Here is a 22840-nt window from a genome sequence, read left to right as displayed (position 1 = left end):
GCCTGCACCGGCTGTGCCGAATGTTGCGGGATTACTGTGGTCTCTAGTCACGATACTAATGCCAACCGCCGTTACCGACCCGTGACGCAGCCGGGTGGCGGAGTCTGTTTTCTTGTCCTCGGACCCACCTTGCCGGGGGTCGTTTGCAGCAGGTAGCTAGCGTGATGCCTCTTGGACATCCCGCAAGGCGTAAATTCCTTGCAACACCTGGGCATTGCTGCGGGGGGCCTTCAGGCTGTGTCGCAAGCCCTTGAACAGTCCGTCCAGCAACAGCTTTTTGTTGGGCGACGCGGCGATGGTCCTTGCCCAGTTCCTTAAGGAGGCGCCGGTGAAAAGTACCTTTTCCCAGGGTGCCAATGCTTGCGAGCGAGTGTAGACCCACAGCTTGTTCCGGACTTCATAGTAGAAGCGGGAACCCGGGTCCGCTCCTGCGTCGCCAAAAACCTTGGTGTGATGGTTGGCGATGGACGCCGCGGTGGTCAGCGCGGATCCTCTCCGGGAAATCCTGGCCGTGTACTCGAGATCGTCATTCCAGATAAAGTAATCGGCGATCGGTAGCCCATGCCGCCGAATCTCCCCGGCCCGGATGAGCACCGACACAAACGACGCGCTGCGGATTTGGGTGGCCCCGAGCCGCGCGGCTGCGCTCCGGGCATCCTCGCGGGCGCCCATGCGTGGCCGCATCCGGTTCATGGGGTGGTCGCGGCCGTCGGTCCAGACCACGCGGCTGGCAATGAAGGCCGGAGCCTCGAAGGTTTCCTGCTCGTAGGCAAGCGAAACTTCCAGGGCTTCACTCAGCGCGGCGGGTTGGGGCTCGGTGTCATCGTCCATGATCCACACGTGGTCCGCCCCGTGGTCCAGGACGGCCCGTTCCATCCCCACCACAAAGCCTCCGGCACCCCCCACGTTTGCGGTCAACGTGACCACATCCATCACGAGGGGTCCCTGGTAGGTCCGGAGGAAGTCCGCCGTCCCGTCCGTTGAGGCGTTGTCGACAACGATGACGACCTCGGGCACCGCGGTTCCGGCGGCAATCCCGTTCAGCGTGGTTTCGAGGAGTTCTCGCCGGTTATAGGTCACCACAACAGCAACCACCACGGGTTTGGACGTCATCTATTTGCCTTCAGTCAGGGACGGTCGGAGATGGCGGCGGAGGAGCAAGGCGGCCAACTTCCAGGGTTCAACGAAAACTCGATAGGCGACTCGGCCCGGGTGGAGCGCAAGCCGCCATGCCCATTCAAGGCCAAGGCGTCCGAGCCATCGCGGGGCAAGTTTCTGGACCCCGGCTACCTGCTCGACGGCGCCGCCGACCGTGCAGTAAACGCTTGGGGGCAGGTCGTTAAGCCTTCGGTGCAAGACGTTTTCCTGCAACGGCATGCCCAGACCCAGCAGGACCAACTGTGGCCGGAAAGCTATCAGCCACTGGACCACAGCCTCCTCCAAGGACGCATCCCAGCCTTCACCGGGCATTCCCTCCACCGCCGCTGCGGGGATGATCGAGCGCAACCGGGCTACTGCCGTTGTATTGGCTTGGCGACCGGCGCCCACTATTGCCACACGTTGAAGTCCCGGTACCCTTCCAAGCTCCGGAATCCAGTCCATGGAGCCCAACCTGTAAGCCATGGCCTCGGCGCCGATCCGTTGGGGGCGATGGGAAAGCCCCCACAGTATGGCCACAGGCGCCCCATCCGGAAGGATGATCGACGCTTCGCGGTACAGCGCGCGCACGTCATCCCGGGAGTGGAACAGCGTAATGCTATGAAGATTGTGGCCGAGCACGGTCGCTGTGGTCCCCCCGGCTATCAAGCCACCCAATGCGTTCATCAATTCATTGACGCGCACTGGAGTGACGTCGACGTCGAGGACGGGGACGCTTTGTCGCTCAGGAATCATCCGGCTTTACTTCGTCATTGGCGGCCACAGGATCCGAACCATGAACCGGACCTTCGACGTCGGGTCCCGCGACGTCCTGGCCGGGTAGTTCCTCGACTGGCGGTTCCTGGGTTGGCGCCTCACCGACTGGTGCCTCTTGGCCCACTGCCTCACCGAAACCGAGAATCGAAGGGACGATCTCGCGGAGCCGTTCCAATTCGATGGCGCCCTGGCGGACAACCCTGAAAGGGGTGGACGTAGCGTCGACGATGGTCGACGGCACTGCGGCCGTCCCTTCGATCGGCCGGAAGCCGCCCTCGAGATAAACCTCCACGGACTCGGCGAGTTGAAGGCGCGCCTCCGCGGCGGTTTGTGCCGGTTCCTGGCCGGTGCGATTGGCGGAGGAGACGGCCAAGGGGCCGGTCATCCCGAGAAGGTCCAGGGCGATAGGGTCATCAGGCATCCGCAGGGCGACGGTGCCCTTGGTTTCGCCCAAATCCCAGTCCAACGAGGGCTGTGCGTGGAGGATCAGGGTCAGGCCCCCGGGCCACAACGCCTGCGCAAGCGCCCTGGCATCGGCCGGCACTTCGGTGGCCAGGCCATCAAGTGCGTTGATGCGCGGTATCAGCACCGGAGGGGGCATTTGGCGGCTCCTGCCCTTGGAGGCCAGCAACAATGTCACGGCCGTCGGCGAGAAGGCGTCAGCGGCAATGCCGTACACGGTGTCCGTAGGGATCACGATGCACTTCTTTTCACTGATGGCGCGCTTGGCGTGTTGGAGCCCCTCAGCGCGCTGGTCATCGGAAGTGCAGTTGTAAGTAATTGTCACAGCGCTATTCTTTCATTCATCCGGAACAGTCCCGGCCAGCAGCGCGCTGGTTGCGCGTTCCTTGCCGTTCAGGTCGAGGTGCGTGGTGACGTTGGACCAACGTCCGGTGCGTTTGAGCATCGTGGCGATCCACGCCGCTTGGACTTCAGCGTGTTCCATGACGAAGTAACCACCGGATTTCAGTAACCTTGCCGCTGAAGCGGCGGCCGCCGTCGGAAGTTCCATGCCATCCGCTCCCCCACCGTACAGTGCCTCCGGTGGATCGTGCAGCGCAACTTCGGGTTCTGTGGGTATCGCTTCTGCCGGGATGTAGGGCGGGTTGGATACGACGACGTCGAAAGTTCCGTTGTGTTCAGGGAGGGCATCCCGGAGATCGCCCTGGATAAGGGTTACTCCGAGGGGTTCCAGGTTCCGCATTGCCCACGCGTGTGCGAACGGGCTGTATTCGACGGCGTGTACCTCAGCGCCCGGTACCTCCTGCGCGATCGAACCGGCTATGGCACCGGATCCTGTGCCCAGGTCCACCACTTTCGGATGGGCCATCCCCGCAACGTGGTCGATCACCAACTGGACCACCGATTCGGTTTCGGGCCGGGGAACGAAGACACCTGGACCCACGCGCAGCTCAAGATGACGGAAATATGCGACGCCGGTGATGTGCTGCAAGGGGACCCGCCCGGCGCGTTCGGAAACCAGTTCCGCGTATCCTTCCGGAGCGGGTGAGTCCCCAAGGAGCATCGCACGGAGGCGCCCCAAGCCAACGCCCAGCAGGTGGTCGGCCAACAGTTCGGCGTCGACCCGCGGGCTGGGAACGCCGGCATCGGCCAAGATGTCCGTAGCATCGCGAACGGCATCCGCGAGGCTTTGTCCCTGGTGGAACGCCATGCTATTCGCCGATGGCGTCCAGGCGGGCCTGCTCATCAGCCTCAATGGCCGACTGAATGACAGGTTCCAAATCGCCGTTCATCACCGCATCAAGGTTGTACGCCTTGTAGCCGGTACGGTGGTCCGCGATCCGGTTTTCCGGGAAGTTGTAGGTCCGGATTCGCTCGGACCGGTCCATGGTGCGGATCTGAGACTTGCGCTGTTCGGAGTTGGCGGCATCGATTTGTTCCTGCTGGTGGGCAAGGAGACGGGCGCGGAGGACGCGCATGCCGGCTTCGCGGTTCTGCAGCTGCGATTTTTCGTTCTGCATGGCCACCACGATGCCCGTGGGCAGGTGCGTGATGCGGACGGCGGAGTCAGTGGTGTTCACGGACTGACCGCCAGGCCCTGATGAACGGTAGACGTCAATTTTGAGGTCGTTCTGGTTGATCTCAAGTTCTTCGGGTTCATCCACTTCAGGAAGCACCAGCACACCAGCAGCGGAGGTATGGATGCGGCCTTGGGACTCGGTGACGGGCACCCGCTGAACGCGGTGCACTCCGCCTTCAAATTTCAACCTGGCGAAAACGCCCTGGGCGGGATCGTTCGAGTTGCCCTTGATGGCAACAGCGACGTCTTTGTAGCCACCAAGGTCGGACTCGGTGGCCGAGATCAGTTCGGTCTTCCAGCCGCGCGATTCCGCGTAGCGCATGTACATGCGGAGGAGATCGCCGGCGAACAAAGCGGCCTCATCTCCACCTTCGCCACCCTTTACTTCAAGGATCACGTTGCGGGCATCGTCCGGGTCACGCGGAATCAGCAGGCGACGGAGCTTCTCCTGGGCTTTGGGAATCAGTTCCTCGAGTTGCGCCACCTCAGCGGCGAACTCGGCATCCTCGTCAGCCATTTCCCTTGCAGCTTCAAGATCGTCATTGAGCCCGCGCCATTTGTTATACGCTTCCACGATCCCCTGAAGCTGGGCAGACCGACGCCCCAACTTACGGGCCGCGGACTGATCGGCATAAACAGCAGGATCACTCAACTGCGCCTGAATGGCAGCGTGCTCATCAAGCAATCCCTGTACGGACTCAAACATTTTCAAACCTCTTTCGACTTCTACAAGTCTAATAACTGCATCGTGGGCTCACGTGCAGCCCATCCGGCGGGGCCTACGTGCGCGGTATGACCTCACGTGGTGTCGGGTCAAGGATTCCGTTAAACAAAGACCGCTCAAAATATGCCGGCCCGCCGTAGGGGGCGGGTCCGGCATATTTTGAGCGGTTAGAGCACAGCTATTTGTCGTTGTCCGACTTCGCTCCGAGCGTCGTCTTCTGAACCTGCATGAGGAACTCCACGTTGCTCTGGGTCTCCCGGATCTTGTTGGTCAGCAGCTCAAGGCTCTGCTGCTGCTCCAGGCCCGAAAGGACGCGGCGAAGCTTCCACATGATCTTGACCTCTTCAGGCGAGAGCAGGTTCTCTTCGCGCCGGGTACCGGACGCGTTGACGTCCACGGCAGGGAAGATGCGCTTGTCTGCCAGCTGGCGGGACAGGCGAAGCTCCATGTTGCCGGTGCCCTTGAACTCTTCGAAGATGACCTCATCCATCTTGGAGCCGGTCTCAACGAGAGCAGTTGCAAGGATAGTGAGCGACCCACCGTTTTCGATGTTGCGGGCTGCACCGAAGAAGCGCTTGGGCGGGTACAGCGCTGCGGAATCCACACCGCCTGACAGGATGCGGCCCGAGGCCGGTGCTGCCAGGTTGTAGGCACGACCCAAGCGGGTCATGGAGTCCAGGAGGACAACAACATCCATGCCCATTTCCACGAGTCGCTTGGCGCGTTCGATGGAAAGCTCGGCAACCGTGGTGTGGTCGTCAGCAGGGCGGTCGAAGGTGGAGGCAATGACCTCACCCTTGACGGTGCGCTGCATGTCCGTGACTTCTTCGGGGCGTTCGTCAACCAGCACCATCATGAGGTGGACCTCAGGGTTGTTGGTGGTGATTGCGTTCGCGATGGACTGCAGGATGAGCGTCTTGCCAGCCTTCGGCGGGGAGACGATCAGGCCACGCTGGCCCTTGCCGATCGGTGCCACGAGGTCGATGACACGCGGGCCGATCTTCTTGGGGTCCGTTTCGAGGCGCAGGCGCTCGGACGGGTACAGCGGGACGAGCTTCGCGAACTCAACACGATCCTTGAGCTCTTCCGGCGTCTTGCCGTTGACCGAGGTGACCCGGACGAGGGCGTTGAACTTCTGGCGTGCGGACTGCTGGCTGCGGTCCTCACCATCACGCGGAGCACGGATGGCTCCGACGACGGCGTCACCCTTGCGGAGGTTGTACTTCTTGACCTGAGCCAAGGAAACGTAGACGTCGTTGGCGCCCGGGAGGTAGCCGGAAGTGCGGATAAACGCGTAGTTTTCCAAGACGTCCAGAATGCCCGCTACGGGGAGCAGGACGTCGTCATCGGTGACCTCGACGTCGTCGACGTCCGGTCCCTGTGCGCGGCCGCGACGACGCTCGTTGCGGTCGCGGAAACGGTCACTTCGAGTGTTTCCGTCACGGTTGTCCTGACCGCCACGACGGTCGCTCCGGTCATTCTGGTCGTTACGGTCCCGGCGATTCCTCCGGTTGCGACGGTTGCCGGTTTCTTCAACCTCGGCAGTGTCTTCGCGGCGTCCACGGGAGTTATCCCGGCGGTCACGCTGCTGCTCACCGGATTCGGTCTGTTCACGCTGCTCGGTACGGTCTGCACGCTGTTCGCGCTGCTCGCTACGGTCCGCACGCTGCTCACGCTGCTCGGTACGGTCTGCGCGCTGCTCGGTTCGGTCTGCGCGCTGCTCCGCGACCGGTGCTTCCGCACTCTCAGCAGGAGCCGTAGCGACCTCGCCACGCCGGCGGTTGCGGGTTCGCGGCTGACGACGCTCCGTAGCAGCCTCGCTTGCCTCTGCAACAGCAGGGGCGTCAACAGCAGGAGTCTCCGCAGCAGCAGGTGCGGCTGCAGCAGCGGCTTCGGCGGCAGCTACCACGCCATCGCTTGTAGCGCGACGGCTGCGGCCACGGCCACGGCTACGAGGTGCCTCGGCCGTTGCGCCGTCCTTGGCAAGATCCGCGGATGTGGCAACCTGCGCGGAGCCAATGGTGTCGTCGGCCTTCTTAGCATCCACGGCGGGAGCTTCCTTGGCAACGCTTGAGGCCTTGGCTGCCTTGGCTGGCGCCTTAGCGCTCGGGGTACCTGCGCGATGGGCCGAAATCGCCGTCACCAGGTCTCCCTTGCGCATCCGCGAGCCCCCGGAGATGCCCAGTTGGCTGGCGAGAGCCTGGAGTTGGGCGAGTTTAAGGCCCGCAAGCCCGCTGCTCTTGGTGGCTGCTGCTGAAGACGATTCAGCAACAGAAGATGTTGTGTCCACAGCTGAAGCCAGCTCAGTGGTTTCTGTCACGAAGGATCCTTCCCCCTCGACGGCGTCCAGAACGAGAGCCGGACGCGATGATTTGTTCTGGGCTGCAGTTCAGATCTGCAACCGGTGATGTGGCCGTGCCTGAAGGATTTTGGCCAACAGGGCCGGATAATGATCGTCTTCACTGGCTCCGGTGACCCGGACAGCCGACTGAACTTCAGGAAACAGAGAGATTTCTGCGGCACCTGAGACAGGCCGGAAAGAGACGGCACCGCCAGACGTTGGCACAGTAGACGAAAGGTACGGCGAATCCGCCGAGATCCAAAATCAGGGAACTGCCCGCGGCTTTACCGCCGGTGCACTCCCACTCTAGCACCTTCAATGTCTACTGCCAGCGTCATCACGCGCCAAGTAACTCCGGGAGTGTCGCCCGCCGTGAACGCTTCAATGAACTCAACCACCCCGGATGCTTCGTTCCCGCCATTAGCCAGGACCAAAACGGTCGGTCCTGCACCGGAGACCACTGCAGCGTAACCGGCGGAACGAAGGGCTCCGATGAGCTCGGCGCTGGGGCGCATCGCCTCCGCCCGGTAGCTTTGGTGCAAGTAGTCCTCCGTACCAGGCAGCAGTAGCTCCGGCCTGGCGGTCAAGGCATGGATCAACAGCGCGGCCCTGCCTGAGTTCATGGCGGCAGCATGGTGTCCGACCGATGCCGGCAGGAGTCCCCGGGCTGTTTCGGTAGACAGTTCGTAGTCAGGGACTGCAACCACCGGCACAATTGAGGAAACGACGTCCGCCCGTGTGCTGCTGTACTGCTCGCTGTCCTGCCACGACAGCGCCAGTCCGCCGAAAATGGCCGGTGCGACGTTGTCCGGATGGCCCTCGATTTCGCTGGTCAGTTGCAAGATCCAGTCCCGGTCCCGCTGCGCCTCCACGGGTACCAAAGCATTAGCCACAGTAACCGCCGCTACAACAGCGGACGCCGAGGAACCCAGGCCGCGACCGTGGGGCGTCACGTTGTCGGCGGTAATGCGGAGGCCGTCCTGCCGAAAGCCCAGCCGATCGAGCGCGAGATCAATGGCACGAACCACCAAATGGCTGGCGTCGCGTGGGAGCGTATCGGCACCCTCACCGGAGAGTTCGAACTCGAGTTCTCCGGTGCTGAGTGTTTCCACGGTCAGGGTGTCGTAAATGGACAAGGCCAAGCCGAGGCTGTCGTAGCCGGGGCCCAGGTTGGCACTCGTACCGGGGACCGTGACGGTCAGCCGCTGGCCTGGCGCGACGAGTGCACGACCAGTCGCGGTGGGCTGCGTTGATTCCACTCTTAGTTTTCTTCCAGTCCCAGTTCCGCTGCAACGGTGACGACGTCGTTGGGTACCTTCACCGGCTGGACGTCACTGCCGTCTTCGGTCCGGAGTGCCCACTGGGGGTCCTTAAGTCCGTGGCCCGTGACAGTGATGACGATGGTTTTACCGGACGGAACATCACCGGCAGCGTGCTTCTTAATCAATCCGGCCACGCCCGCGGCGGAACCGGGCTCCACGAACACGCCCTCCTTGGCGGACAGCCACCTGTGGGCGTCAAGAATCTCCTCATCGGTGACGGCTTCGATCAACCCACCGGACTCATCACGTGCGGCAACGGCTGTGTCCCACGACGCAGGGTTACCGATCCGGATTGCTGTGGCAATGGTGTCCGGATCCGTGATGGGGTGGCCCGCTACGAAGGGAGCGGCACCTGCAGCCTGGAAGCCCCACATGATCGGAGTCTTGGTGGCGACGGCGGGAAGTGTTCCGTTGGGAGTCTCGAAGGGAGCCGCGTACTCTTTGTAACCCTTCCAGTAGGCGCTGATGTTTCCTGCGTTACCGACCGGCAAGACATGGATATCCGGTGCGTCACCCAAGGTGTCGACAACCTCGAAGGCGCCAGTCTTCTGGCCCTGGATACGAGCAGGGTTAACCGAGTTAACCAGGAAGACGGGATAGGCCTCACCGAGCTTGCGGGCGATGTCCAGGCAGTTGTCGAAGTTGCCGTCGACCTGCAGCAGCGTGGCACCGTGGGCGATCGCCTGGCTGAGCTTGCCCATGGAGATCTTGCCCTCCGGAACCAGCACGGCGCACTTAAGGCCTGCCGCAGTGGCATAGGCAGCTGCGGACGCTGAGGTGTTGCCCGTTGACGCGCAGACAACTGCCTTTGCGCCGGCTTCGACAGCAGCCGTCATGGCCATGGTCATCCCACGGTCCTTGAAGGAACCCGTGGGATTCATGCCTTCAACCTTGAGGTAGACCTCGGAGCCGGTCAGCTCGGAGAGTTTCAGGGCGTGCACCAGTGGTGTTCCGCCCTCCCCGAGGGTGATGACCTTCGTAGCTTCGGTCACGGGCAAACGATCGGCGTATTCGCGGATGACTCCGCGCCATTGGTGAGCCACTTAGACTCCTTCTACCCGCAGTACGGATGTTACAGAATTGATGACGTCCAGACCCTTCACGGCCTCAACGGTCGCTGCGAGTGCAGCTTCGGATGCTCGGTGCGTGACGATTTTCAGCTCAGCCGACTCCACTTTCGAGTTGGTGTCGCGGTGGATCGTTTGGCGCATGATTTCGATGGAGACACCGTGCTCCGCAAATATTTGGGTGATCCGTGCCAGCACACCTGCCTGGTCAGCAACGTCCAGGCCGATGTAGTAGCTGGTGGTGGAAGCATCGATCGGGAGCGCCGGAACATGGCCGGTGGTCGTTTCCGTGCGGCCCGGGCCACCCAGAACCAAGCGGCGCGCAGCGGAGACGAGGTCTCCCAGCACTGCCGATGCAGTGGGAGTGCCTCCTGCGCCCTGGCCGTAGAACATCAACTCGCCCGCGTTTTCCGCTTCGATGAAGACAGCATTGAAGGCACCGCGGACGGCGGCGAGCGGGTGCTCGCGTGGAAGCAGCGTGGGGTGCACCCGCACCGAGATCCCGTTGGCGTCTCCGGCACTGCTGATCTTTTCGGCGATGGCCAGCAGCTTAATGACGAACCCTGCGTCCTTGGCAGCGGCGATGTCCTCGGCGCTGACCTTGGTGATGCCCTCGCAGTACACGTCATCCAGCGAGAACCGGGTGTGGAAGGAAAGTGCCGCCAGAATCGCGGCCTTTGCGGCGGCGTCGTGACCCTCAATGTCTGCGGTGGGGTCGGCTTCGGCGTAACCCAGGCGCTGCGCCTCGGCGAGGGCGTCAGCGAACTGGGCGCCAGTGGTGTCCATCTGATCAAGGATGAAGTTGGTGGTGCCGTTGACGATGCCCAAGACGCGGGTGATGCGGTCCCCGGAGAGGCTGTCGCGGATCGGGCGCAGGATCGGAATGGCCCCGGCGACCGCGGCTTCGTAGGACAGCTGGACCCCTGCTTTGTCCGCCTCTTCGTAGAGGGTGGGCCCGTCTTGGGCAAGGAGGGCCTTGTTGCCGGTGACCACGCATGCGCCGTTTTGGATGGCCGTCAGGATCAGCGAACGCGCGGGCTCAATGCCGCCCATCAACTCGATGACCAGATCTGCGTCCTTGACCAAGGTGTCGGCGTCGGTGGTGAACAGTTCACGCGGCAGTTCGACATCCCGCGGCGCATCCACAGTGCGGACGGCGATGCCGGTCAGTTCCAGGCGCGCGCCGCTACGGGCAGCCAGGGCCTCGGCGTCGTCAATCAGAATCCGTGCGACCTGGGCCCCAACGTTGCCACAGCCCAGCAGGGCCACCTTCAAGGTTCGCACTTCAGACATTCGCCACTCCCATGTCGCGGTTCAAGAGATCTTCTTCGGTTTCCCCGCGGACAATCAACCGGGCGGCTCCGTCGCGTACAGCGACAACGCCAGGCCGGGCCAGGTAGTTGTAATTGCTGGAGAGGGCCCAGCAGTAGGCGCCGGTACCCGGTACTGCGAGCAAATCACCGGCTGTCACATCCGCGGGCAGATATACATCTCTAACAACTATGTCGCCGCTCTCGCAATGTTTGCCCACTACTCGGGACAAGTGGGGAGCTGCAGTCGAGGTGCGTGAAGCCAGAATGGCCGAATAATCCGCGTCGTAAAGCACCGGACGGGCGTTATCGCTCATGCCGCCGTCCACCGACACATAGCGGCGGGGATACGTAACGTTGTCCGGACCGGCGCCCGACCGGGGAGCATCCACGCGGACCGTTTTGAGCGTCCCCACTTCGTACAGCGTGAAGGTGGAGCTGCCAACGATTGCCCGGCCCGGTTCGATGGAAATACGGGGCGCCGTGATGCCAAGTCCGGCACACGTCGAACGGACGACGGCGGCCATCGCCTGAGCGATTTCGGCGGCAGGCCGGGGCGTGTCCACGGGTGTATAGGCAATGCCGTATCCCCCGCCGAGATCGAGTTCGGGAAGCGTGATGGAATACTTCGCCTGCATTGCGGCAAGGAAACCTAAGAGCTTTTCCGCTGCAAGGGCGAAGCCATCAGGCTCGAAGATCTGTGAACCAATGTGGCAATGCAGTCCCAAGAGCTCCACGCTCGCATAGGAGGTGGCAGCGGCCACGGCTTCCTCGGCTGCCGACAAGCCTGCTTGATCCGTGGAGTCCCCTGCCATGGAAAGGCCAAACTTCTGGTCCTCATGGGCCGTGGCGATGAACTCATGGGTGTGCGCATGGACGCCCGGTGTCAGGCGCAACATGACCTTGGCCGTTTCTCCGCGGCCGGAAGCGATTTTGGCCACGCGTTCGAGTTCGTCGAGGCTGTCCACAACGATCCGGCCAAGCTTCATGTCCAGAGCGCGGTTGATCTCAGCGTCAGACTTGTTGTTGCCGTGCAGGCCGAGGTTGGGCCCGTCGATCCCCGCGCGCGCAGCAACGGCCAGTTCCCCGCCGGAGCAGGTGTCCAGGCGAAGCCCTTCCTCCCGCACCCAGCTGGCAACTGCCGTACAGAGGAAGGATTTACCGGCGTAATAGACGTCCACTCCCCCGCAGATGTCCGAAAAGGCGGCATCAAAGGCTTCCTTGAACGCCTTGGCACGCGACCGGAAATCCGTTTCGCTCATGACGAAGAGCGGAGTGCCGAATTGTTCCTTGAGATCCTTCACGGCGATTCCGTGGACCGTTAGTTCACCGTCGTCGTTCCTGCCCACGCCCTCAGCCCACAGGGGCGACTGAAGTGCATTGAGATCTTCGGGGACGGCAAGCCATTCGGGCGCGAGCGGAGAAGGCTGCGCAGCGTCTGTGTTCATGGCCTACATCCGTTCCGGCGCCGAAACGCCCAGCAGTTCGAGTCCGTTGGCAAGCACTTGGCTGGTGGCATCGTTCAACCACAAACGCGTACGGTTCACGTCCTGGACTGGCTCGTCGCCCAGTGGTGAAACCCGGCAGGCATCGTACCAGCGGTGATACGCACCGGCGATGACTTCCAGGTGGCGGGCCACGCGATGGGGTTCCCGCAACTCGGCCGCCTTGGCGATGATGGAGGGGTAGCTACCGAGATAGGACAGCAACTCATTCTCCGTGGGGTGGTCCAGCAAGGAAGCATCGAAGACATCGGTTCCGTCAACTGTCCGGTGCACTCCCGCCTCGGCGGCATTCCGCGCTGTGCCCCGTGAACGGGCATGGGCGTACTGGACGTAAAACACCGGGTTCTCGTTGCTGTTCTTTTTCAACAGTTCCGGGTCAAGGGTCAACGGCGAATCGGCCGGGAAGCGGGCCAAGGAGTAGCGCACCGCATCCTTGCCAAGCCAGGAAATGAGGTCCTTGAGTTCGATGATGTTGCCGGCGCGCTTGGAGAGCTTGGCGCCATTGACGGATACCAGCTGGCCGATCAGGACCTCGATGTTGACCTCTGGGTCATCGCCGGCACAGGCCGCGATGGCCTTGAGGCGGTTAATGTACCCATGGTGGTCCGCTCCGAGCAGATAGATCTTCTCGGTGAAGCCACGGTCCTTTTTGGACAGGTAATACGCAGCGTCCGCAGCGAAGTACGTGGGCTCTCCGTTGGCCCGGATCATGACGCGATCCTTGTCGTCGCCAAAGTCGGTGGTCCGCAGCCATACGGCCCCACCGTCATCGAACACATGGCCTTGTTCGCGAAGGCGCGAGACGGCAGATTCGATCGCACCGGCGTCGTGCAGTTCTTTTTCCGAAAAGAAGACGTCGAACTCAACGCCAAACTCCGCAAGCGTGGTCTTGATGTCCGCCATCTGTGCCTCGTAGGCTGCGGCGCGGATAACCGGCAACGCGGCCTCGTCCGTCAACTCCCGAATACCGGGGTGGGCCTTGAGGACCTCGTCTCCGAGTTCGCGAATGTATTCGCCGGGATAGCCGCCTTCCGGAACCCCACGCCCGTGAAGGCGGGACAGCACCGAGTTGGCGAATACGTTCATCTGCGAGCCGGCGTCGTTGATGTAGTACTCGGCAGTGACGTCAGCCCCCGATGCGCGCAGGACACGGGCAATGGCATCGCCCAAGGCGGCCCAGCGCGTGTGTCCAATGTGCAGCGGACCGGTGGGGTTGGCCGAAACGAACTCCATGTTGACCACGCGGCCTGCGAGCGCCTGGTTGGTGCCGTAGCTCGCTCCCGCTTCAACAATGGCCTTGGCGAGGGCGCCCGCGGCGGCCGCGTCAACGGTGATGTTCAGGAATCCCGGACCTGCGATGTCAACGCGTGTAACACCGGGAATGGCTTGCAGGTGGTTGCTAAGGATGCCTGCGAACTCCCGGGGGCTCATTCCGGCCTGCTTGGCCAGTTGCAATGCAATGTTGGTGGCCCAGTCCCCGTGCTCCCTGTTCTTGGGTCGCTCGACGCGCACGGCATCCGGCACGGCAGTTTCCGTCAAGGCGATGTCGCCGGCGGTGATGGCGTCCTTTAGGCAGGCGGATATGGCAGCAGAGAGTTCTTCGGGAGTCACGCATCTAGCCTACCGGGGGCCCACAGAGACGCGGAATTGATGCTCGTTTATGTGGAAAAATTGATCAGGGGCTGAACCATTACACATGATTCGACGTTATGAATGACGTAAGAGTTGGCTGCGAGCGCCATCCAGTTCCGAACCCTACAAGTTACCGATTCTTGTCCAGCTGAAACGAGCAGATCCATGACTACGCCACTCCGCAAGAGTTTTTACGTCGGTATTGCCGGCCTGTCCATCGTGGGGTCGGCGGCAGGGTGCGCGCCGTCGTCGGCAGCACCCTCCCAGCCGACCCAGCCGACACCGGCCGGCTCGGCAGCCACGTCACATTCCGGCTCGGGGTCAACATCGGGGTCCACATACAAAGACGGAACCTACAGTGCGGACGGAAACTACACATCGCCCAACGGCCAGGAGACGGTAGGGGTCCAGCTCACCCTCACAGGCGGCAAGGTCTCCGCGGTGAACATCACCACCCACCCGTCCAATCCCAACACCAAGAAGTTCCAAGGTGAGTTCGCCAGCGGCATCGCCGCGCAGGTGGTGGGCAAGGACATCGATTCGCTCAACGTCTCGAAAGTCGCCGGTTCCTCGTTGACCTCAGGCGGTTTCAATGACGCGGTCCAAAAGATCAAGTCCGAGGCCAAGTAGCCACCATGCCGCACCCGGGCTGGAGTGCTTTCAGTTTCGAAGGAATTGGAACACACTGGGAAATTTCCACCCCGCAGGTCCTGGGTGCCGACATCAGGGAACAGCTCCGTGCTGAGGTAGACAAGTACGACAAGACGTACTCCCGATTCCGGGCTGATTCCTTGGTTGCTTCCCTTTCGCAACGCCCGGGAACCATCACACTGCCGGAGCACGCCGTGGGCCTCCGGAACCTCTACTCGAGGCTCTATTGGGTCACCGGCGGAGCCATGACTCCCCTCATTGGCGCGAGTTTGGAGCGGCTCGGCTACGATTCCGAATACAGCCTGAGGCCCACAGGCGGTCCCTTGCCCCCGCCTCCATGGGAAGACGTCCTGGCCTGGGATGGCACGTCCCTCACAGCCAAGGAGCCCCTGGTCCTCGATATAGGAGCTGCCGGAAAAGGGCAGCTGGTGGACCTCCTGGGCGGGCTCCTGGTCTCGGCGGGCTTCTCCGACTTCCTCGTCGATGCCAGCGGGGACATGCTCCACTCCGGGCGCCATCCTGTGACCATCGCGTTGGAACATCCATACAACCCGAAGCAGGCGATCGGGACCGTGGTATTGCACAACTCCGCACTGTGCGCATCAGCAAATAATCGGCGTGCCTGGGGAGTCGGACTCCATCACGTCCTGGATGGAACCACCGGCCAGCCCATCCAGACCACCGTGGCAACGTGGACGATGGCCGCGAGCACCATGGAAGCCGATGCCTTGGCCACAGCGCTCTTCATGGTTGAACCGACCGTCCTGGAAGAACATTTCGCGTTCTCCTGGCTGCGGGTATCTTCCGGCGGAGCTGCCACCTTTTCCAGCGCATTTGAGGGGAGACTGTTCACATGAATGCCTTGACGTCACGGCTGGATACCTGGTTAGGCCGCTTCACCATGTACCGGCTCATTTTCTGGGTCCTCTTGGTTTTGGTGGTCTACAGTATGGTGCTGAACGCGTTGGGATGGTTGACGTTCGGCCTTCCTGAAATGGCGGTCCATCTACTCCTCTGCCTCGGCGTGACCTATGTATCCAACCGCCTGCTGGGGCTGGTTTTCGGTCTACGTCCCCACTCGGAGTCCTCGCTCATCACCGGGTTGCTCCTCTACTTCCTGTTCTGGCCCAGCCTTGCCACTACGGATATGGCGGGTGTGGCGCTCGCCTGTGTGATGGCCAGCGTCTCCAAATACGCGCTGGCGTTCCGGGGGCGGCACATTTTCAATCCCGCAGCAGCCGGAGCTTTCATCACGGGGCTCACTGGGCTCAATATCGCAACATGGTGGGCTGCGACTCCAGCCATGCTGTGGCTCCTGCTTCCCGGGGTGGCCCTGGTCCTTCATCGGACCCGCAAAAAGCTGATGGCGCTTGTCTTCCTTGTCGTCGCCACCAGCATCATCTCCACGGAACTTGTGAGCAGGGGCATGACTCTTGGCCAAGGGCTATGGCAGCCTTTGGCGCAGCGTCCACTGCTGTTTTTCGCCGGGTTCATGCTCGTGGAACCCCTCACACTGCCTCCGCGCCGGTGGCAACAACTGGGGCTTGCCGCCGTCGTCGGAATCGTTTTTGCTGTCCCCTACAACCTGGGAGTCGTGGCGAACTCCCCCGAACTGGCGCTGCTGTTCGGTAACCTTCTTGCTTTCCTGATGGGGCAGCGTGGGCGTGTGCAACTGATTTTCAGGGGCTCGCGCGCCTTAACGCCGGCCACCACGGAGTTCACGTTCGAGCCGGCCCGTCCTGTGCGGTTCTCGCCCGGACAATTCATGGAGCTGAACTTGCCTCATTCCGGATTCGACGGGAAAGGACGGCGACGTGTCTTCAGCATCAGCAGTGCCCCTGGTGCCCCCGAAATAACGTTTGGTGTGGGAACCACCGAGCCTCTTTCACCGGCGAAGCGGGCTTTGTCTGCCCTTCGTCCTGGTGACTCCATCTCGGCTACCGCAGTGGGCGGAGATTTCCTCCTGCCACGTGACGCCGCCAAGCCGGTACTGCTGATCGCTGCGGGAATCGGCATTACGCCTTTCCTCTCGCACCTGGCCTCCAACCACTCCGGCCGTGACATCGTGCTCCTGTACTTGGCTCCCGGCCGGGAGGAACTGGCCGGCGTTGAGCAATTGCGGGCGTCCGGAGCGAAAGTCATTGCCCGCTTGGCGGACGGCTCCACCCCGCCGGAGTTCATGCTCGACGCCGGGACCGCACGGATAGACTCCACGCGCCTGGCTGAGCTGGTACCGGACATCCGGGACCGGGCGGTATACGTCTCGGGATCTCCGGCTAATGTTGTCGCCTTGCGGGCAACAGCCCGAACGGCCGGCGCCGCACAGGTCCACGTTGACTCCTTCGCAGGATACTGACCACACAGAGAGCGATCCGCCGGTGCCTTGGAGCCCGGCTTCCATGCCGTGGAATTTCCTGTGCGGCGCGGCGGCTGCTAAGCTCTAGGACGTCCCACCGGCAACGGAGGGAAACCCTGAATGCCCTCGTAGCTCAGGGGATAGAGCGTCTGCCTCCGGAGCAGAAGGCCGTAGGTTCGAATCCTATCGAGGGCACCGAAAATACCCCGCCAGTCCTGCTGGCGGGGTATTTGCGTTTCTGCGCCGCAACGAATTCCGGGCTTGCCGGGTCAAGAGCGGCAAATTGTCGGTGACCGCTCCTAGGCTGTTGGCACTTGGTCGTTTTCGATAGCCATAGGGGTCCGCCGTGATGTGTTCAATTGTCCCGCCATACATGCTGCGCAAGCTTGCTGTGCAAAACGAACCGCGGCTGCAGGCGGTGGCGCAGGCTGCAAAGGAATCACTGCTGCACCTGAAGAACCTGCAAGCAGTCCGCTCGGCGCCTCTCCCCCCAGCGCCTCCGAGCGCACGGCAATCGAAGCCCGGGCCACCGAATCGGACCATTTACGACGCCGAATCCGGGCAAACCCTGCCGGGGCGCCTCCTGCGGAAGGAGGGTGAGCCGGCGGTCGCCGATGTCGCTGCGGACGAAGCTTACGACGCCCTCGGTGACACCCACCGCCTTTACGCGGACATCTACGGCAGGGACTCCATCGACGATGCCGGCCTTGCGTTGGATGCTTCCGTCCATTACGGAAGGCTTTACGACAACGCCTTTTGGGATGGAAGCCAAATGGTGTTTGGCGATGGTGACGGAGAGATCTTCCAACGCTTCACCAAATCCGTGAGCGTTATCGGCCATGAGCTCACCCACGGCGTTACCCAATACTCGGCAAACCTCGCCTACCGTAACCAAGCGGGGGCGCTCAACGAGTCCATGTCCGACGTCTTTGGCGTCCTCGTGGAGCAGTACGCAAAAAAGCAATCAACCCAAGAGGCAAGCTGGCTGATCGGTGAGGGTTTGTTCACCGATCAGGTCCAAGGAGCAGCCTTGCGGTCCATGAAAGCCCCAGGAACTGCCTACGACGACGACGTGCTCGGGAAGGATCCGCAGCCGGACTCCATGGATGCGTATGTGAAAACCAGTGCCGATAACGGCGGCGTGCACATTAACTCGGGCATTCCCAACAGGGCTTTTTACCTGGTGGCCTCGGAATTGGGCGGAAACGCATGGGAGTCGCCCGGGCAGATCTGGTACCAGTCCCTGACCGGCGGATCCTTGCCTGCAACGAGCACGTTCGGCAAGTTTGCCAAGGTCACTGCTGCGACGGCTACGGAAATCTTTGGCGAGGGTTCCAAGGAGCATGACGCCGTCATGAAGGCGTGGGAGACTGTGAAGGTCAAGGTTTAGTCGTCGCTGCGCTGCGAGGCTTCACTACCCCGCGGCCCAACTGGCGCCAGGTAATCAACAAGAAGTAGTCGGGTCATGAAGATCACCGTTCAACGCAGTGGGGGCTTCGCCGCCATGACGCTTCTCTGGAGTGTGGAGGCCGTTTCACCTGACGACAAGCAGCGCTGGCTGCCGATTGTCGAAGCGTGTCCTTGGGATGAAGTTGTGAGCCAGCGGCAACCACGGGGAGAACCCGGACAGCCGGACCGTTTCACCTACTCCATCCGGGCAGGGCAACGCCGGGCCACCCTTCCCGAGCACGAAGTCACGGGGCCATGGCAGCAGCTCATTGAATGCGCCCAGGCCGAGGGCTCAGAGTCGCGCGGCCAGATCGGTGGCCGACTTTAGGCTGGGGTACAGGGTGATTCCGGCGAGGGCGTTGGCGAAGGCGCTGACGTAGCGACACCGGGTAGCGACCCCGAGTGGGGCACCCATGCGGCCGCAGCAGTAGACTGACAGCAGCCATGACACTTCAAATTTCCTACCCTGCCGAGCTGCCCGTATCAGAGCGCCGCGAGGATCTGATGGCGGCCATCGCCGCCAACCAAGTAACTATCATCGCCGGGGAGACCGGTTCAGGTAAGACCACGCAGATACCTAAAATGTGCTTGGAACTTGGGCTGGGAGAGAAGGGCCTCATTGGGCACACCCAACCCCGCCGGCTCGCGGCACGCACCGTTGCCGAACGCATAGCCTCGGAGCTCGGCGTCGAAATGGGCCAGGAGGTCGGATTCCAGGTCCGGTTCACTGGCGAGGTCAGCGCGGCAACCAAGATCAAGTTGATGACCGATGGCATCCTCCTCGCCGAGATCCAGCGCGACAAGCTACTGCGCAAGTACAGCACCATCATCATCGATGAGGCCCACGAACGCAGCCTTAACATCGACTTCATCCTGGGCTACCTCAAGCGCGTCCTGCCCCAGCGGCCCGACCTCAAGGTCATCATCACTTCGGCCACGATCGACCCGGAACGATTTGCCAAACATTTCGGCAGCGACGATCAGCCCGCTCCGATCATCGAGGTCTCCGGCCGCACCTACCCGGTGGAAATCCGCTACCGTCCGCTGTCCCAGCCCGCACGCACGGACGAAGCCGGAGCGGACGACGCCGGCTCGGACGATGAGCTGGAAGAGGACCGGGACCCGCTGGATGCCGTGTGCGACGCCGTGGACGAGCTCGCCAAGGAAGCCCCCGGGGACATCCTTATTTTCTTCTCGGGCGAACGCGAAATCAGGGACGCGGCTGAAGCAATCAATGGCCGCATCCAAAGCAACAGGCGGCTGGCGGGGACCGAGGTCTTCCCCCTCTTCGCCCGGCTCAGCCTCCAAGAACAGCACCGGGTCTTCAACCCCAACGGCAAGCGCCGCATCATCCTTGCCACGAACGTAGCCGAGACGTCGCTGACCGTGCCCGGGATCAAATACGTGATCGACACAGGCACCGCCCGGATCTCCAGGTACTCGCACCGGACCAAAGTCCAGCGCCTGCCCATCGAGCGCGTGTCCCAGGCCTCCGCAAACCAGCGTTCCGGCCGCTGTGGGCGCGTGTCGGAGGGCATCGCCATCCGCCTCTACTCGGAGGAGGACTACGAATCCCGCCCCCAATTCACCGACCCCGAAATCCTGCGGACCAACCTGGCCGCCGTTATCCTCCAGATGACCGCCATGGGCGTAGCACGAGGCCCGAAGGATGTGGAGAACTTCCCGTTCGTCGAGCCACCGGACTCCCGCGCCATCAACGACGGCGTGACGCTCCTGCGCGAATTGGGCGCACTGACCACGCCGAAAACCACCGGCGTCACCCCCACAAGCCTGGATCGACCCGAGGACGGCAAGAGCGGCCGAGGCCCTAACGGTCGGCCAGGCAGCGGCAGCGGCCTGACCGCCGTCGGACATCAACTCGCGCAGCTTCCAGTGGACCCGCGGTTGGGCCGCATGATTGTTGAGGCTGGCAAACGGGGCTGTGTCCGCGAGGTTATGATCCTCGCCGCCGCGCTCACCATCCAGGACCCGCGTGAGAGGCCGACGGACAAGCAGCAGCTCGCCGCCGAGAAACACGCCCGTTTCCGGGACGAAAACTCGGACTTTACGGGGTTCCTTAACCTGTGGAACTACGTCCAGGAGAAGCAACGTGAGTTGTCCTCCACCCAATTCCGGAAACTGTGCCGCAACGAGTTCATCAATTACTTGCGTGTCCGTGAGTGGCAGGACCTTTTCACCCAGCTTCGGCAACTGGCCAAGCCGTTGGGCATTACGCTCGACCCCAAGCGCGAAGCCGATCCAGTGGGCCATCACGAAAGCATCCACATCAGCCTGTTGTCGGGGCTGCTGAGCCACATCGGTCTCTTGGATGAACGAAAGCGCGAATATGCCGGTGCACGGGGCACCCGGTTCGCGATCTTCCCAGGCTCGGCCTTGTTCAAGAAGTCCCCCGCATTCGTCATGGCCGCCGAACTGGTGGAAACCAGCCGGCTGTGGGCGAGGGTTGCCGCGAAGTTCGATCCGCTGTGGGTTGAGCAGGTGGCTCCGGATTTGGTGAAGCGTTCGTATAGTGAGCCCCACTGGTCCTCCCGCCAGGGCGCGGTCATGGCCCACGAAAAAGTCACCTTGTATGGCGTTCCGGTCATTCCCAGCCGCAGGATCAACTACGGGCGGATCGACCCGGAGCTCTCCCGGGAACTGTTTATCCGCCATGCGTTGGTGGAGGGCGAGTGGAAGACCCACCACAAGTTCTTCCACCGGAACAGGGCCCTGCTGCAGGAGATCGAGGAACTCGAAACCCGGATGCGGCGCCGCGATATCCTCGTTGACGACCAAACGCTCTTCGAGTTCTACGATGCCAGGGTTGGCAAGGACGTTGTGTCAGAAAGGCACTTCGACAAATGGTGGAAGGACGCCCGCCAAGCAGATCCCGCGTTGTTGGACTTCGACCAATCGTTCCTGATGAGCGAAGACGCCGAGTCCTTGGACGAGTCGTCGTATCCCAAGACCTGGTTGCACAAGGGCTTTGAACTCCCCCTCAGTTACGAATTCCGACCCGTGGCACCGGGCTCGGCGCCCAATCCGTCCGACGGCGTCACGGCGGAAGTTCCGGTGCTTTTCTTGAACCAACTCGACGACGCGCCGTTCCGCTGGCAGATCCCCGGGCAGCGAACAGAACTGGTGACGGCGCTCATCAAATCGTTGCCCAAGCAGATCCGTAAGAACTTCGTGCCGGCCCCGGACGTTGCACGGCAGGCGACGGCGGCCTTGGAGACGGATTTCGACCCGGCCACAGACGAGCTGGAACCATCCTTGGAGCTTGTCCTGCGGCGGCTCCGCGGCCACGTTATTCCACCCGGCTCCTGGAACTGGGAGGCCGTGCCCCCACACCTGCGCGTGAGCTTTAAGGTGGTGGACAGCAAGGGCAAGGTTCTGGACGAGGGCAAAGACCTATCAGCCCTGCAGGAAAGGCTGGCCCCCGCTACGCGCCGTGCCATTGCTGAATCCCTCGGCGCCACCCCCGCGACGACGACGCGGGCCAAGGCCAGCCGGGGAAGCGGTGCTTCGAGCTCCCAACCCCCGACGACTGCCACGGCCAGCACCGGGCCCAGCACTGACGGTGTGGTCTCCGAGCGCACAGGCATCACCGCATGGGACTTCGGCACAGTGGACCGCCAGGTCACCCGGACAGTGAAAGGACACGACGTCACCGGTTTCCCCGCGATCGTGGATGAAGGCAAGTCCGTGGCCCTCCGGGTTTTCCAGACCAGGCAGGAACAGGAGGCTGCGATGCGTGGCGGCGTGATCCGTCTCCTGGCCCTTCGTATTCCTTCACCGGACCGGTACGTGCTGGAGCACCTGAGCAATATGGAAAAGCTCACCTTCAGCCAGAACCCGCACGGCTCCGTGAGTGCGTTGATCGCGGATTGCGCACTGGCCGCCATCGACAAGCTCACCCCACAGGCGCTCCCTTGGGACAAACAGGCGTTCGATGACCTGTACGAAGCTGTCCGTGCGGAACTGATCGATACCGTGTTCACGGTAACCGCCGTCGTCGAGCGTGTTTTGGCCAGTACGCGAAGAATCCAGAAGCAGCTTAAGGCCAGTTCAAGCCTGCCACTCATCAGCGCCCTCAATGACATGAAAAGCCAGCTGGAGCAATTGGTCTTCCCTGGTTTTGTGGCACAGACGGGCTACGCCCAGTTGAGCCAGCTGCCGCGATACCTGCAGGCCGTCGAGAAGCGGCTGGAGAAGCTTCCGGGGAACGTCCAACGTGACAGCCTCAACATGGCCGTCGTCCAAGCTTTGGAGGACGACTACGACGACGCGGTGTCGGCCCTGCTGCCCGGGCGCCGGACAGACCCCGAGTTAACCCGGGTGCGCTGGATGATCGAAGAGCTGCGTGTGAGCCTCTTCGCAGTGGAGCTCGGCACGGCGTACTCCGTCTCCGAGAAGCGCATCAGGACCGCACTGAACCACGCGCTGGCCCCCGCCTGACGGGAAACCCCGCCTGAGGGACAACGGAGCCTGAGGGACAACGGAGCCTGAGGGACAACGAAAAATCCCG

17 protein-coding genes and 1 tRNA gene are annotated in these 22840 nt (G+C 62.4%); 7 read left to right on the top strand and 11 right to left on the bottom strand.

What is annotated here, in order from left to right:
- Nucleotides 1-156: 156 nt before the first annotated feature.
- The 11 genes from SB659_RS02045 to argS form a co-directional block, all read right to left on the bottom strand.
- Nucleotides 157-1113: a glycosyltransferase gene (locus SB659_RS02045; RefSeq protein ID WP_410549324.1), complete on the bottom strand. Its 957-nt coding sequence runs from the start codon at nt 1111-1113 to the stop codon at nt 157-159.
- Complete coding sequence (locus SB659_RS02040; protein ID WP_410549323.1) at nt 1114-1893, bottom strand: WecB/TagA/CpsF family glycosyltransferase; 780 nt, start codon at nt 1891-1893, stop codon at nt 1114-1116. It abuts the gene before it with no gap.
- Entirely contained in the window at nt 1883-2701 is an 819-nt protein-coding gene (locus SB659_RS02035; RefSeq protein WP_410549322.1) for an L-threonylcarbamoyladenylate synthase, read from the bottom strand. Before SB659_RS02035 ends, SB659_RS02040 begins: the two co-directional genes overlap by 11 nt.
- A gap of 12 nt (nt 2702-2713) precedes the next feature.
- Nucleotides 2714-3586 (bottom strand): peptide chain release factor N(5)-glutamine methyltransferase, encoded by an 873-nt coding sequence (gene prmC / locus SB659_RS02030; protein WP_410549321.1) that lies wholly within the window; start codon nt 3584-3586, stop codon nt 2714-2716.
- A 1-nt stretch (nt 3587) separates the two neighbouring features.
- The gene (gene prfA, locus SB659_RS02025) at nt 3588-4661 is read right to left on the bottom strand and encodes a peptide chain release factor 1 (protein WP_284979687.1); all 1074 of its coding nucleotides are present in this window, start codon (nt 4659-4661) and stop codon (nt 3588-3590) included.
- Nucleotides 4662-4857: 196 nt separating this feature from the next.
- Entirely contained in the window at nt 4858-6999 is a 2142-nt protein-coding gene (rho, locus tag SB659_RS02020) for a transcription termination factor Rho (RefSeq protein WP_410549320.1), read from the bottom strand.
- Nucleotides 7000-7304: 305 nt separating this feature from the next.
- Nucleotides 7305-8279 (bottom strand): homoserine kinase, encoded by a 975-nt coding sequence (thrB, locus tag SB659_RS02015; RefSeq protein ID WP_284979689.1) that lies wholly within the window; start codon nt 8277-8279, stop codon nt 7305-7307.
- Nucleotides 8280-8281: 2 nt separating this feature from the next.
- Entirely contained in the window at nt 8282-9385 is a 1104-nt protein-coding gene (gene thrC / locus SB659_RS02010) for a threonine synthase (protein WP_410549319.1), read from the bottom strand.
- Nucleotides 9386-10702, bottom strand: coding sequence for a homoserine dehydrogenase (locus SB659_RS02005; RefSeq protein ID WP_284979691.1), 1317 nt, complete (start codon nt 10700-10702; stop codon nt 9386-9388).
- A complete protein-coding gene (gene lysA, locus SB659_RS02000) occupies nt 10695-12167 on the bottom strand; it encodes a diaminopimelate decarboxylase (RefSeq protein WP_410549318.1) in 1473 nt (490 codons plus the stop codon). The genes SB659_RS02005 and lysA overlap by 8 nt, the downstream gene beginning before the upstream one ends.
- Before the next feature lie 3 nt (nt 12168-12170).
- Nucleotides 12171-13835, bottom strand: coding sequence for an arginine--tRNA ligase (gene argS / locus SB659_RS01995; RefSeq protein WP_410549317.1), 1665 nt, complete (start codon nt 13833-13835; stop codon nt 12171-12173).
- A 186-nt stretch (nt 13836-14021) separates the two neighbouring features.
- On the opposite strand from argS, the gene SB659_RS01990 reads away from it, so the two are divergent.
- From SB659_RS01990 to hrpA, 7 genes are all read left to right on the top strand, one after another.
- A complete protein-coding gene (locus SB659_RS01990) occupies nt 14022-14486 on the top strand; it encodes a hypothetical protein (RefSeq protein ID WP_410549316.1) in 465 nt (154 codons plus the stop codon).
- Between the two features lie 5 nt (nt 14487-14491).
- Nucleotides 14492-15364, top strand: coding sequence for an FAD:protein FMN transferase (locus SB659_RS01985; protein ID WP_410549315.1), 873 nt, complete (start codon nt 14492-14494; stop codon nt 15362-15364).
- Nucleotides 15361-16863 carry an oxidoreductase gene (locus tag SB659_RS01980; RefSeq protein WP_410549314.1) on the top strand — a complete coding sequence of 501 codons (1503 nt, stop codon included), beginning with the start codon at nt 15361-15363 and terminating at the stop codon, nt 16861-16863. The genes SB659_RS01985 and SB659_RS01980 overlap by 4 nt, the downstream gene beginning before the upstream one ends.
- A 122-nt stretch (nt 16864-16985) precedes the next feature.
- A tRNA-Arg gene (locus SB659_RS01975) sits at nt 16986-17058 on the top strand.
- A 154-nt stretch (nt 17059-17212) separates the two neighbouring features.
- Nucleotides 17213-18253: a M4 family metallopeptidase gene (locus tag SB659_RS01970; RefSeq protein WP_410549407.1), complete on the top strand. Its 1041-nt coding sequence runs from the start codon at nt 17213-17215 to the stop codon at nt 18251-18253.
- Between the two features lie 75 nt (nt 18254-18328).
- Complete coding sequence (locus tag SB659_RS01965; RefSeq protein ID WP_410549313.1) at nt 18329-18640, top strand: protealysin inhibitor emfourin; 312 nt, start codon at nt 18329-18331, stop codon at nt 18638-18640.
- 116 nt (nt 18641-18756) lie between these two features.
- Entirely contained in the window at nt 18757-22770 is a 4014-nt protein-coding gene (gene hrpA, locus SB659_RS01960; protein WP_410549312.1) for an ATP-dependent RNA helicase HrpA, read from the top strand.
- The last annotated feature ends 70 nt before the right edge of the window (nt 22771-22840 follow it).

The sequence above is a fragment of the Arthrobacter sp. SIMBA_036 genome, assembly GCF_046535135.1.
Taxonomy (GTDB): Bacteria; Actinomycetota; Actinomycetes; order Actinomycetales; family Micrococcaceae; genus Arthrobacter.
The sequence above is the reverse complement of the archived record's forward strand: the minus strand, read 5'-3'. Positions and strand labels throughout refer to the sequence as shown.

Bases quoted from the DNA above. Each gene is read 5' to 3' on its own strand.
- SB659_RS02045 (WP_410549324.1), bottom strand. From the start codon at position 1,113: ATGACGTCCAAACCCGTGGTGGTTGCTGTTGTGGTGACCTATAACCGG.
- prfA (WP_284979687.1), bottom strand. From the start codon at position 4,661: ATGTTTGAGTCCGTACAGGGATTGCTTGATGAGCACGCTGCCATTCAG.
- SB659_RS01965 (WP_410549313.1), top strand. From the start codon at position 18,329: ATGAAGATCACCGTTCAACGCAGTGGGGGCTTCGCCGCCATGACGCTT.
- SB659_RS01985 (WP_410549315.1), top strand. From the start codon at position 14,492: ATGCCGCACCCGGGCTGGAGTGCTTTCAGTTTCGAAGGAATTGGAACA.
- SB659_RS01990 (WP_410549316.1), top strand. From the start codon at position 14,022: ATGACTACGCCACTCCGCAAGAGTTTTTACGTCGGTATTGCCGGCCTG.
- lysA (WP_410549318.1), bottom strand. From the start codon at position 12,167: ATGAACACAGACGCTGCGCAGCCTTCTCCGCTCGCGCCCGAATGGCTT.
- SB659_RS02005 (WP_284979691.1), bottom strand. From the start codon at position 10,702: ATGTCTGAAGTGCGAACCTTGAAGGTGGCCCTGCTGGGCTGTGGCAAC.
- hrpA (WP_410549312.1), top strand. From the start codon at position 18,757: ATGACACTTCAAATTTCCTACCCTGCCGAGCTGCCCGTATCAGAGCGC.
- SB659_RS02040 (WP_410549323.1), bottom strand. From the start codon at position 1,893: ATGATTCCTGAGCGACAAAGCGTCCCCGTCCTCGACGTCGACGTCACT.
- prmC (WP_410549321.1), bottom strand. From the start codon at position 3,586: ATGGCGTTCCACCAGGGACAAAGCCTCGCGGATGCCGTTCGCGATGCT.
- SB659_RS01970 (WP_410549407.1), top strand. From the start codon at position 17,213: ATGTGTTCAATTGTCCCGCCATACATGCTGCGCAAGCTTGCTGTGCAA.
- SB659_RS01980 (WP_410549314.1), top strand. From the start codon at position 15,361: ATGAATGCCTTGACGTCACGGCTGGATACCTGGTTAGGCCGCTTCACC.